9 protein-coding genes are annotated in these 12,921 nt (G+C 65.1%); 4 read left to right on the top strand and 5 right to left on the bottom strand.

Annotated elements, in window-relative coordinates:
* Positions 1 to 64 precede the first annotated feature (64 nt).
* From PAN31108_RS23885 to PAN31108_RS23870, 4 genes are all read right to left on the bottom strand, one after another.
* Entirely contained in the window at positions 65 to 1,678 is a 1,614-nt protein-coding gene (locus PAN31108_RS23885) for a bifunctional aspartate transaminase/aspartate 4-decarboxylase (protein ID WP_150671249.1), read from the bottom strand.
* A 118-nt stretch (positions 1,679 to 1,796) separates the two neighbouring features.
* Positions 1,797 to 3,482 (bottom strand): aspartate-alanine antiporter, encoded by a 1,686-nt coding sequence (aspT, locus tag PAN31108_RS23880; protein WP_150671248.1) that lies wholly within the window; start codon positions 3,480 to 3,482, stop codon positions 1,797 to 1,799.
* A 97-nt stretch (positions 3,483 to 3,579) separates the two neighbouring features.
* Entirely contained in the window at positions 3,580 to 5,268 is a 1,689-nt protein-coding gene (gene aspT / locus PAN31108_RS23875; RefSeq protein ID WP_150671247.1) for an aspartate-alanine antiporter, read from the bottom strand.
* Positions 5,269 to 5,916: 648 nt separating this feature from the next.
* A complete protein-coding gene (locus PAN31108_RS23870) occupies positions 5,917 to 6,300 on the bottom strand; it encodes a YXWGXW repeat-containing protein (protein WP_174995127.1) in 384 nt (127 codons plus the stop codon).
* A gap of 398 nt (positions 6,301 to 6,698) precedes the next feature.
* Here PAN31108_RS23870 and PAN31108_RS23865 point away from each other — a divergent pair, with 398 nt between their 5' ends.
* From PAN31108_RS23865 to PAN31108_RS23850, 4 genes are all read left to right on the top strand, one after another.
* Positions 6,699 to 8,219, top strand: coding sequence for an amidase (locus PAN31108_RS23865; protein WP_150671245.1), 1,521 nt, complete (start codon positions 6,699 to 6,701; stop codon positions 8,217 to 8,219).
* Positions 8,220 to 8,382: 163 nt separating this feature from the next.
* The gene (locus PAN31108_RS23860) at positions 8,383 to 9,444 is read left to right on the top strand and encodes a triacylglycerol lipase (RefSeq protein WP_150671270.1); all 1,062 of its coding nucleotides are present in this window, start codon (positions 8,383 to 8,385) and stop codon (positions 9,442 to 9,444) included.
* Entirely contained in the window at positions 9,441 to 10,421 is a 981-nt protein-coding gene (locus PAN31108_RS23855) for a lipase secretion chaperone (protein ID WP_150671244.1), read from the top strand. Before PAN31108_RS23860 ends, PAN31108_RS23855 begins: the two co-directional genes overlap by 4 nt.
* A 157-nt stretch (positions 10,422 to 10,578) precedes the next feature.
* Positions 10,579 to 11,910, top strand: coding sequence for an MATE family efflux transporter (locus PAN31108_RS23850; protein ID WP_150671243.1), 1,332 nt, complete (start codon positions 10,579 to 10,581; stop codon positions 11,908 to 11,910).
* Between the two features lie 54 nt (positions 11,911 to 11,964).
* Here the strand turns inward: PAN31108_RS23850 and hisN are convergent, their stop codons facing one another.
* Positions 11,965 to 12,765 (bottom strand): histidinol-phosphatase, encoded by an 801-nt coding sequence (gene hisN, locus PAN31108_RS23845; protein ID WP_150671242.1) that lies wholly within the window; start codon positions 12,763 to 12,765, stop codon positions 11,965 to 11,967.
* Positions 12,766 to 12,921 lie beyond the last annotated feature (156 nt).

Below are 12,921 nucleotides of genomic sequence, written 5' to 3'. Positions count from 1 at the left end.
ACGCAAGCGGTAGCGGTGTAAGCGATCTGCGCGATGCAGACGTTACGCCGCCTGAGGCGCGGCGTTACTTCTTCTTGCCGCCCTTGCTGCCGCCGGCGAGGAAGCGCTCGTTGTACTCGTCCATGAGCTTGCGCACCGTCGCACCGATCTGGATGTAGTCGGGCTCGTTGAGGTTCGCGAGCGAGACCCGGCCCGACGGATGCAGCGTGCCGAAGCCACGCCCCGGCAGCAGCACCACGCCGCTTTCCTTGGCCAGACGGAACAGCACCTCCGACGGATCGATGTTCTTCATGAACCAGTCCACGAACGCCTTGCCGTAGATCTTCGTGCCCAACACCTCGAGATCGAGAATGTTGTAGTAATCGACGGCGGTCGGCCCGGTTTCCTCGGCGATCCCGGCCGCGCGATACATTGCGGCCTTGCGGCGGCGGATGATGCGCTTGACGGCATGCTTGTAAGCATCGGGCTCGTCCATCAGGCAGAACAGCGAGAAGAGCGCCATCTGCACCTGTTGCGGCGTCGACAGCCCCGCCGTGTGGTTGAGCGCCACCGCACGGCTGTCCGCGACCAGACGGTCGATGAACTTGAGCTTTTCCGGCTCCGTCGTGATCGACGAGTAGCGGGCATTGAGCCCATCGCGCTGCGCCTTGGGCAACTTGGCGATCTTGTCGTCGAACACGTTCTTCTCGTGCGTGGCGATCGCACCGAGGCGCCAGCCGGTCGCCCCGAAATACTTCGAGTACGAGTACACGAGGATGGTGTTGTAAGGCGCAATCGCGAACAGCGAGCGGAAGTCGTCGGCAAACGTGCCGTAGACGTCATCGGTGAGGATGATGAGGTCCGGGCGCTTCTTGACGATGGCGGCGAGATGCTCGAGCGACGCGTCGTCGAGCTTGACCGACGGCGGGTTGCTCGGGTTCACGAGGAAAAACGCCTTGATCTTCGGGTCGAGCAGCTTGTCGAGTTCCTTCTTCGAGTACTGCCAGCCCAGGTCCGGATCCGCGTTCAGATTCACTTCGTGAAGCTGATAGTCCGCGAGCTCCGGAATTTCGATATACGGCGTGAAGATCGGCATGCCCAGCGCAATGGCGTCGCCCGCTTGCAGCAGATGGTTCGTCTTGAGCGTGTTGAACAGATAGGTCATGGCCGCCGTGCCGCCTTCGACCGCGAACAGGTCGAAGTTGCCCACGAACGGATGGCGTCCGACCATCTCGCGTTTGAGATACTTCGCGGAGATCTTCTCGGTGTTGCGCAGCATGCGATCCGGCACCGGGTAGTTACAGCCGAGAATGCCGTGCACCATCTCCGTGAGGAAATCCTCGACGACGAGTCCCATCTGGTCGCGCACGTACGAAATCGACTTCTCCAGGAACTGCACGCCCGGGGCGTCTTTGTTCTCGCGAGCGAAATCCTGCCAGCGGGCTTCCACCCCCTTGCCCGGCGGAATGCCGCCCACGCCTTCCGGCATGTACGTGAACTGACGCTGAGCCTCCGACAACGCGAACAAGCCCAACTGGAAGAAGCCGTGACGCGGTTCGAGGGCGAGGAAGTTCGGATTGCCGCGACCGGCGTTGAGCATCGAGCGCTGCGCGCCATTGTCCTGAGCGAGTTCGATCAGCGTGTCCTTGAATTCGAACGGGCTGAGTTTGGCGAGTGCGTCGAGTTCCTTCGATTTCATAGCGATTTCTCCATGAACAACCACTTACAACCAATGTCGATTCCGTGCTGTGGGGGAACGCGTGACAGCCACGGGCAATCGGGACGAAAACTGCAGAGACGTTTCGCGAAGCGCGACATCAGGTGAGCGAGACCACCAGCGGCCCGAGCAGCGTGAGCAGCACGTTGGCGATGGCGTAGGTGATGGCGAACGGCACCGTCGGCACGTTGCTCTCGGCCTTGTCCAGAATCTCGCCGAACGCCGGGTTGGCGCTGCGCGAACCGGACAGTGCACCGGCCAGAATCGCCACGTTGTCGTAGCGCAGCACGTAGCGCCCGAACAGATACGTGAGCAACAGCGGCACGATGGTGACGATCACACCCGCAACGAAGATCGAGAGACCGCTTTGCTGCAACGTCTGCCATGCCTGCGCGCCGGCCGAGAGGCCCACGCAGGTCACGAACGTCGCCAGCCCGAGTTCCTTGAGCAGGGAGCTTGCCGCAAGCGGCATCGCGCCGAAAGTCGGATGTTTGCCGCGCAGCCAGCCGAAGACCAGCCCCGCAAGCAGTGCGCCGCCGCCGCTGCCCAGCGTGAGCGGAATGCCGCCGACCTTGACCACGAAGTAGCCGATCAGCAAGCCGACCACGATGCCGATCCCCATGTAGACGTAGTCGGTCTTCACCGAGTAGGCGACCGGGTAGCCGGCTTCCTTGGCCGCGCGTTGCACGTCGCTGTCCGCGCCGTACAGCGTAACGACGTCGCCGTGATACACGACCGTGTCGTCGAGAATCGGCACGGGCTGCCCCATGCGCATGATCTTGGCGATGTACACACCGTGTTTGACGTCGCGCTCCACCCCGGCCTTCAACTCGCCGAGGGTCTTGCCGTTGCCGCCCTTACGGGCGAAGACAACCTCCTGCATGCGCAACGGAATATCGAGATCGGCAGACGGGCGCTGTTCGTCGCCGAGCAGACGCCATGCTTCGGTGGCGGCTTCGCGGCGTCCGATGAGCATGACGTCGTCGCCCGCTTCGAGCACCAGATCGTCGGTCGCGATGATGATCTTGCCGTTGCGGCGCAACCGTTCGATGGTCACGCCATCGGTCAGTTGCTTCTCCACGTCGACCACCCGCTTGCCCGCACCGGTCGTCACGCGATACACCCGGCCCACGAGCGCCGGCAACGAGTCGACCTGATCGGCGGAGAGCACGGCGCGACCGCCCGCCATTTCGAGTTCGGCCTTCTTGGCGTCTTCCTTGAGCGTGCGGCCCATGAGTTTCGGCACCAGCGACGCGCAGACGATGATCGCGCCCAGACTGCCAAAGATGTAGGTCACCGCGTAGCCGATCGCGACTTCGGATTGCAGGCGCTTGACCTCCTCGGCCGGCAAGCCCAGACGCGCGATCGCATCGCCCGCCGTTCCGATGATGGCCGACTGCGTGAGACCGCCACCGGCCACACCGGCGGCGAGTCCCTTGTCGAAGCCGAAAATCTTGGCGCAGATCAGCACCGTGACGAGCCCGGATGCCGCGAGAAACAGAGCCATGCCGATTTCTCGCAACGTCTTGCGCGAGAGCGAGCTGAAGAATTGCGGCCCGCTTTCATAACCCACGGCGTAGATGAACAGCGCGAACATGATGCTCTTCACGCCGGCATCGACCGAGATGCCAATCTGCGAGACGACCACGGCCACCAGCAGCGAACCACCGACACCGCCTAGCTGGAACGAGCCGAACTTGATCGCCCCGATGGCGTACCCGAGGGCGAGCGACAGGAAAATCGCGACCTCCGGGACATGGTTGAGAATCGTATGCACCAGTTCCACGGCAGAACCTCCGTCAAAAATGAATGGCGGCGCCCGGCGGGGGAGCCGGCACGCGACGACGCAAAAGCAACGCGATACGAGAACGCAATACGACAGCTCAGCGCGTGAACTGATGGGCGACGAACACCACCGCCGGGCCCATCAATGGCAGCAGCACGTTCGACAGGGCGTACGTCACCGTGTACCCCACGACCGGCAATGCGCTGTTCGCCGTTTGCACCACTGCGCTGATGGCAGGCGTGCTCGCCTGCTGACCCGCGATCGCACCGATCAGAATCGGGCCATCGATGCGCAGCAACTTGTGTCCCACCCACAACGACACCAGCGCCGGAACGAGCGAGACACAGATACCGACGACGGGCAGCGCCATGCCGTGTTCACGCAGCAGCACGGCCGCCTGCGGCCCTGCCGACAACCCCACGCACACCACGAACACCGCCAGCCCGAGATCCTTAAGCAACTCATAAGCCGCCGGCGGGAACGTGCCCCACGTCGGACGACGCGAGAGCAACCAACCGCTCGCCAGGCCCGCGACCAGTGCGCCGCCTCCCGAGCCCAGCGTGATGGGCGCGCCCCCGACATGCACGGACAAGTGCCCGATGCACAGACCGACGATCAGCGCGAGACCGACGAAAACGAGGCTCGTCTTGTTGCCATGCGGCACGGGCTTGCCCAACACGGCCCCGGCGCGCTCGACGTCACCCGACAGGCCCTGCAATGTCACCATATCGCCGCGTTGCAGCGGAATTTTGTTGAGCGAGGGCAACTGCATGCCCATGCGCTTGACGGATTTGACGAACACGCCGTGGCGCAACTCGACCGGCGCTTCGCGTCGCAGATCGGCGACCGTGCGGCCTTCGGCTTCCTTGTTCGTCATGACGTACTCACGCTCCACGAGTACGATGTCGCTCGTTTCGGTGCCTGCCACTTCCGCGCCGATGAGGGCGTGGGCGTCGAGCATGGCGTCGCGCCGCCCCACGAGCAGGAGTTCGTCGTCAGGCGACAGCACGAGGTCTTGCGTGACCGGCACGTGCGCCGACGCCCGCCGCACCCGCTCCACGGCGACACGTCCGTCGAGCGCCGCTTCTACGGCAGCCACCGTCAGCCCCGGATGCGCAACCCGGTAGCTGCGTCCGACCAGATCCGGCGCCGCCGGCGTGCCGAAGGCTTCACCGCTGTCGTCGTCCATCTCCCGGGACAGCCGTGCGCTTTCCGCCTTGAGATCGATCCCCAGCAAACGCGGCGCGAGCAGATTGGTGAACAGTACGATGGTGATCAGACCGAACACGTAAGTGAGCGTGTAAGCCGTCACGACATTGGCCTGCATGGCCTTGAACGTCGCGGGATCGAGACCGAGCCGGCTCAACGCTTCGATGGCCGTGCCGACCATCGCCGATTCCGTCGCGGCGCCGGCGGCCAACCCGCCTGCCGTGCCCGAATCGAGGCCGAGAAAGTTCACGGCGAGCATAACGATGCCGAACACGAAGACCACTTCGATGATCGACAGCACGCCAAAGCGCAAGCCGCGCAGATTCAGGTTTTCAACGAACTGCGGCCCGGCGGAAAAGCCCATCGCAAAGATGAACAGGGCAAACGCGAAATCCTTGAGCGAGCCTTCGACCATGCACCCCGTCTGCCCCACGAGCAGCGCGACGAGCAATGCCCCGCACACGCCACCGAGCTGGATCGGGCCGAACTTGATTCGCCCGAGCCACTGACCCAGGACGACGCAAACGAACACGGTGATCAACGGCACGGCATTGAACAGCGGAACTGAACACTGCATACAGGCTCCTGCCACGGGTCACACTTCTGTGATGGCCTGACCGCGCTTCGGCGGCCGACATCCTGCACCTCTGGCACACAAGACTTCAGGAAACGACTCATCTGCGCGGCCTCTGCCACGCAGACCGAAAGACAGCAGACCGGGAACCGGTCGTACGTTATGCACCCGAGCGCGAACCGCCAGGCGTTAGTGTTGGGGGGCGCACACGGCGCACTTATTCAATTGTGCAAACGACACTTTCGTCGCGCATCGCAGCAACGCAAGTAATAAAAATTACGCTATCCGCCACTGTTCCGCATTTGGCGGGGACGCAGTGTGGGCATAGTGTTGTTCAACGTTTCTGACGTGTCAACAGGTTTTGCGTAAGGTCTCCGGCTTGCGCGCGTCAAGTCCTCATTTTCACCAAGTCAATCGGAGTACTTAGCAATAAACGCCAGCCGTCTCCCGTGGGGGCGAGACGTGGCCTTCCCTCGACGCGAGCGAGTGTTTGCTCCCTCGCCGTCGATAAAAATTACAACAGGGATAGATGAAATTATTTCAATCGATGCGACAGCGCGCTACCGCGCCGGGCGACCTGTTTTCCGCATTGCTGTGCGAAAAAGCAGGCCGCGGGAGATGACCGGGGGCGAGGCCGTCGGCGGTCGGGGATCACTTGGGCGAACGAATCTCGTGGATCGTGCCGGGGCCCCAGCCGGTCGGATCCCATTTGCCGTCGCGCAACGTCCATTCATGCTCGCCTGTCTCTTCCCAATGCGGCGGGGTGTAGCGCATGCCCGGGCGTTTCGCTTCCATGTGGCCGTCGACCCAGTCGTATCGCCCGTCTTTCCATTGCCAGTAGCCGGGCACCCAGAACTCGCCCTGTGGCGCGGCGTGCGGGTCTTCGAAGCGCGGCGGCGGCGGGCCGCGTTGCAGCGTCACATCGGCAAGCGCGGGCAGACTCGCCAGACACATGACGGCGGCAAGCGCGTGACGTCGATGCGCACGCAGGAAGGTTGTCGCGGACGAGACCGCAAAAAGCAACGAAGACGACATACGTAGACGGTCGGCGAAAACACGGAAGTGGCCCATTGTACCGATCGGGAATGACGCACTGTCGGGAGCGCCTGCGACCCCTTCCGCCACACAGACGGCACGACTTCAAGCATCGGTATGCTAATCAATCATCTCGATCCATTGTCGACTCGTTAGTATATAGTTGTCCGAAATCTGACACGCCGCCCTCTCAGACCACATCGGCGCATCTCCGTCCATATCGGCGTCCATATCGGCGTCCGTATCGGCGTCCGCCGGCGCCGCTGCGCGCGACTGCGTTTTTACGGGCGGGCCTCTCGGGTCAGCGACTGCCCCGGGATCGCCGAGCGCCCGCGGTGCGTACGAAATTCACGCGACCCTGCACGCGATGCAGCGCATCACATCCACAGGAGTGATCGATGGTGAATCGACGCGATTTTCTCAAAATCTCCGGGCATGTCGCCGGTGCGGCCGTGCTGACAGGATCGTCGATGCGCGCGGCGGCGGCAGACGATCCGTCCTATTTGCCGGCCTCGGTGTTGTTGACACTGTTCCGCAAACGACAGTTATCGCCGCTCGACGTGCTCGACGCACAGATTCGTCGCATCGAAGCGTGGGAGAGCAAAGTCGACTGCATCACCGTCAGGCGCTTCGACGAGGCGCGCGCCGCCGCCCGCGAATCCGAGGCCAGCTACCGGCACGGCAACCCGCGTCCGCTCGAAGGACTGAGCATCGCGGTCAAGGACGAGTACGCCGTCAAAGGCTGGCGCACCACGATGGGCTCGGAACTGCTCAGGAACGCGCCGCTCGCCACCGAGGACGGACCGGTCGCCGAACGTCTGCGCGCGGCAGGCGCCCTCTTCCATATTCAAACGACGGTGCCGGAGTTCTACGTCTGGATGACGACCGCCACCCGGTTGTGGGGCGTGACGCGCAATCCCTGGAACCTGGCTTACACGCCCGGCGGTTCGTCGGGCGGTTCGGGCGCAGCGCTCGCGGCGGGCTTTACCACGCTCGCGCTCGGCTCGGACATGGGCGGCTCGATTCGCATTCCGGCGTCCCAATGCGGGCTTTACGGGTTCAAGCCGCCATTCGGGCGCGTGCCGACGAGCGAAGTGCCCTTCGAAGCCGAAGGGCCGATGGCGCGCACGTTCGACGATCTGGTCATCCTCACCGACGCCATGGTCGGCCCCCACCCCGCGATTCACTCGTCCTTGCGACCGCGACTGCGCTATCCGGCGACGTATGCGAGCGTGTCGGGATGGAAGGTGGCTTACGACCCGATGCCGGGCATCACGCCGCTCGACCCATCGGTCGCCACCGGCATGGCGCGCGCGATCGACATACTCAGGCAACGCGGCGTGGTGGTCGAGACGGTCGATGTGGGATTTCGCGCAGCGGACATGGAGACCTATCTGCGCGGGCTGATGTCGACGAGCATGGGCGGCATGCTCGTCGAGGCGCTCAAGTCGCCCGACGCGCTGATGCCCTACACGCGTCAATTGTTCGAAAAGATGAAGACCGAGATCGGCCCCGAAGCGCTGGTGCGCAACGAAGCCCTGATCAACGAGTATCAGCAACGCGTGCAGTCGACAGTGTTCTCGAAGGGCTATCGTGCGCTGATCATGCCGACCTTGGGCACCCCGCTCATTCCGGCGGAGCACGGGCTTCACCCGGGCACGGACACCGCGAAGATCGGCGACAAACAGGTCAGTGGACTGTCGTTCGCGCTGACGTGGGTATGGAACCTCCTCGGTCTGTACCCCGTGGTGTCGGCGCCCATCGGCATCGGACCGGGCAATTTGCCGCTGGGCATGCAGATCGTGGCCAACACCCTGGACGATCTGACGGCCTTTCAACTGGCGTCGGCTTACGCGCGAACCGCCCCTTCGCTCTACACGGGCGGCGAGTTTCCCGACTTCCGCACGCAGGTGGTCTGATGCACACCGTCGGCGGGAGACCCGGTGCCGGGAATGCCAACGGGAAGACCAGCGAGAGCACGAACGGGAGTACGAACGGCAGTACGAACGCGTTGTGGAGACCATGCCGATGTCACTCGATCAAACGCCCGTGAGCCCGGCGAGGGGAAAGTGGCTGCGCCGCATGATCGTAGCGGCGTGGGTCGGCAGCGGTGCGGCATTGCCCTGCATGCCGGGGGCAGCGATCGCCGGGGCGTCGCCCACCGCGAAAGATGCCGAAGTGCTCGACGATTACGCCGCCACGCAGTACCCGATTGTGCTGGTGCACGGGTTGACGGGCTCCGATCGCATCGGCAACGTCATCGACTACTGGTACGGCATTCAGACGGATCTCGAACGACACGGCGCAACGGTCTACGTTGCGAACGTGAGGGCATTTCAGTCGGATGACGGCCCGGACGGGCGCGGCGAGCAACTCGTCGCCTATCTCCGGCGCGTGCTGGCCGTCACGGGCGCGACAAAAGTGAATCTGATCGGCCACAGTCAGGGCGGACTGACAGCGCGCTACGCCGCCGCCGTTGCACCGCAACTCGTCGCGTCCGTCACCACCGTGGGCACACCGCACCGCGGCGCAGTGTATGCCGACTACGTCCAGCGTATGCTGACGGTCGATCCCACCGGCGCGTCGCTCACCATCGTCGGACAGATCGCCAACCTGTTCGGCTTTCTGACGAACACGGCGCACGATACGCGTCAGGACGCGATCCGTGCCCTGTCCACCCTCACCACGGCGCAGACCGCCCGCTTCAACGAGCGGTATCCGACGGCGGGACTGTCCGCGCCGGGCACATGCGAGCCGGGCGCGCCCAGCGAAGAGGTCGACGGCTACCGGCATTGGCTGTACTCGTGGACCGGCTCGGCCATTCAGGAAAACGGCACCCTCGGCGATCTGGTGCTCGCGAAGGACACCAGCGTGAGACCGTTCGTCGATGCCGCCCTTTTCCTCGACCCGACGACGCTCGCCATGCAGCACACGGGCGTCGTGACGCTCAATCGCGGCGGCGGCGCCAACGACGGGCTCGTGTCCGTGTGCAGCGCGATGTTCGGCAACGTTATCAGCACCGCGTATCACTGGAATCACGTGGACGAGATCAACCAGATGATGGGCGTTCTCGGCGCCTATGCCGAAGATCCGGTAGCGGCATTGCGCACCCACGCCAATCGCCTGAAGCGGAGGGGGCTGTGAACTCGCCAACGCGTCAATCGGCCGGATCGATCTTCCTGCGGCGTCGGCACGGTGCCGTCGCGGGATTGGCCCTGCTCCTGTCGCTCGGGGGCTGCGTCGCCTTGCCCTCGCCTCAAGGGCCCGACACGGCAAGCGAGCGGCACGCACGCCCTCTGCCGCCGGCGCTCGCCGGCACCGTGGCGCCGCGTCTGCCCGTCGACGCAAACGGCCATCTCGCGCGCGTGCCGGCGATTCAGGACTTTTTCGATTACTGCCTGCTGGCAGAGGTCGATTTCACATCGAGCGGCCTCGACGCGTTCGCCAGCGACCAGATCGCGCGGCAAGTCGCCGGCATGCCCGCACAGGCGCAAGCGCTCGACGTCTGGCAGCGTTATCGCGCCTACGATCTCGGCCTTCGCGACATTGCGGGGCACGGCAACGCGGCGGGCCGCGTCGATCCGGCTGCACTCACACGCATCGTCGAACAGCGCGAAGCGCTCGCGCGCCGCACCCTGGCGGACTGGACAGACATCTTCTTCGCCGACGATTTTGCCCGCGCCCGACGCGACATCGCACAATTGCGCGCCGTTCAGGGGCCGGCTTTCAGCGACGCGCAAGCGCTCGTCATCGACGAAACCCTTCCGGCAGATGAGCGCTCGCTTCGGGAGCGTCGCCGCGCGCGCAACGAGGTCATTGCATGGATCGCGCAATTGCAGACGGACGGCACCCCACCGGCGCGCATGCGCGAAATCCTGTCGCCGCGCATCGGTGCAGCCGCGACCGAGCGCCTGCTGCAATTCGAGGCACAGGACAACGCATGGCGACAGCGGTACGCCACGTATGCCGCGCGGCGCGCGACGATCGAGACGTCGCCGTTGACCGACGATCAGAAGGCCGCGCAGATCGCCGCATTGCGCAGGCAGATGTTCACCGGCCCCGGCGAAATCGCGCGTGCCGTGTCGTTCGATGCGTACGCAGGCCGCCCGCGCGGCGAGTGACGCCCGATGCCATGCGTCGACATGCCTGCCGTCGCGGACATGGGGCGTGGCGCCCCTGCCTTAGCCCTAGCCCTTATAATCGGCGCACTCACAACCTGCCGCCGCGTGCGGAATCCGACGGCGCCGCCGCCATGAACGGCCGCCGCACAGCTCACCCATGAACCCTGCCCCTGCGGCTGCCGGTCACCGGCAATTGCTTCGTCTGGCGGTGCCGATCGTGCTCGCCAACCTCACTCAACCGCTGCTCTCCGCCGTCGATACGGCAGTGGCCGGCCATCTGCCGGGCCCCGCCTATCTGGGCGGTGTCGCGCTCGGCGGATTGCTCCTGAACCTGATCTTCTGGGGTTTTTCGTTCCTGCGCATGGGCACCACCGGTCTGGCCGCGCAGGCTTACGGCGCGCGCGACGCCGAACGCCTGCGCGACACGCTCGCCCGCGCGCTGGCGCTGGCCTTCGCGATCGGCATGGCGTTGCTCGTGCTGCGTGAGCCGCTGGTGTCGCTTGGCGTGTCGTGGCTCGGCGGCAGCGAGCAGGTGCAGTCGCTCGGACGCGAATACGCAGGCATCCGCATGCTCGCCGCGCCGTTTGCGCTCGGCAACTATGCGGTGCTCGGCTACTTGCTCGCGTGCCAGCGGGTGCGTCAGGGCCTTGCCGTGCAAGTGGTCATCAATGTCGTGAACATCGTGGCGGTGCTCGCGTTCGTTCGCGGCTTCGACTGGGGCGTGGCCGGCATCGCGTGGGCGACGGCGCTCGCCGACGTGCTCGGCTTCGCGCTCGGCGCGTGGCTGCTATGGCTGGCCCGCACGCCAGGGCTGCCGCCGCTGCAATGGGCGACGCTGGTGGAGCGCGGCGCGCTGTGGCGGCTGCTGCGTCTGAATCTCGACATCTTCCTGCGCACCCTGTTCCTGCAACTCGCGTTCGCCTGGTTTGCCCGCGTCGGCGCCCGCCTGGGCGACACCACGCTCGCGGCCAATGCGCTCCTGCTGAACTTTCAGACGTTCATGGCTTATGGCCTCGACGGCTTCGCACATGCGGCCGAGGCGCTCGTCGGCGCGTACGTCGGCGCCCGCCAGCGGCAGGCGCTGCTGCATGCGATCCGGTTGTCGCTGGGATGGGCGCTTGCCTGCGCGATTGCGTTCGCGCTGATCTACGCGGTCGCGGGCCATACGATCATCGACGCGCTGACCGACCAACCGGCATTGCGCGAGACCGCACGCGAATTTCTGCCGTGGGCGGTGCTCTCGCCCATCGTCGCGGTCTGGTGCTTCCAGCTGGACGGCGTGTTCATCGGTGCGACACGCACGCGCGAGTTGCTGACGTCGTCGCTGATCGGTCTGCTGGTGTTTGGCGCGCTAATGCCGCTCACGCTCGAGGCGTGGGGCAATCACGGTTTGTGGGTCGCGCTCATGGCGTTTCTTGCCACGCGCGGCCTCGTGCTCGGCGTGCTGTTGCCGCGCATCTGGCGGGGCTTGCCCGGCCGGGCCGCCTGACGACCGAAAGCCTAAGGCCGAAGGCGTTGCGTCCGGCGGCCGGTGGGGGCGCCGTTACGCGTCGCGAATACAGGCGAGCGCCGCCGCGTGAAGTTCGGCGTTGGCGGCCGCGAGCACTTGTCCCTGCGAGGTAAGCGTCAGCGGTTTGCCATCCCAGTCGGTGATAACGCCGCCCGCCGCTTCGATCACGGGCGCTACGGCAAGATAGTCGTAAGTCTGCAAACCCGCTTCCATCACCAGTTCGATGTGCCCGCTCGCGAGCAATCCGTAGGCGTAGCAGTCCCCACCGAAACGACGGCGGCTCACCGCCTTCGTCAGACGCTCGAAGCGGGCGTACTGGGCCGCGTCGAAAATGTCGGGCGACGTCGCGTAGACCGTGGCGTCCGCGAGCGACGTCACGGGGCTGGTCGCACAATGCGCCTGACCGAAGCGCGCTTCGCGCACGCCGCCGGCAACATCGTTCACGCCGATCCAGCGCTCGCCGGTCGCCGGAATATCGATCAGACCGACGATGGGCTGACCGTTTTGCAGCAACGCGAGCAAGGTGCCCCACAGCGGGTGGCCCGTGATGAAGCTGCGCGTGCCGTCGATCGGGTCGACCGACCAGACGAACTCGGCGTCCAGTCCGCGCTTGCCGAATTCCTCGCCCCAGATCCCGTGCGACGGGTAGCGCTCGGCGATCTTCTCGCGCAGCGCGGTCTCGACCTCACGGTCAGCAATCGTCACCGGGCTTTCGTCAGCCTTGTCGTCAACCGCCAGACGCCGGCGGAACCAGCCCAGCGACAGCGGCCGAACGGCGTCGGCCAGCGAAGCGGCGAAGGCAGCATATTCAGCGACGGCAGGGGAAGACGACATGCACGAATCTCCGGTAAAAGGGGCCGCGTGCAGCGGCGAATGGGAAAAATACCTGGTACATCGCGATGATACGCGCTCCCCGCTGACGCCGCGACGACAGGCGGGGCCATCGCTTGCGGCAAGACGACGCGATTAGGAAAGATACGGGAGCCTTCG

It is taken from the genome of Pandoraea anhela (genome assembly GCF_902459655.1).
Lineage (GTDB): Bacteria > Pseudomonadota > Gammaproteobacteria > Burkholderiales > Burkholderiaceae > Pandoraea > Pandoraea anhela.
The sequence above is the reverse complement of the archived record's forward strand: the minus strand, read 5'-3'. Positions and strand labels throughout refer to the sequence as shown.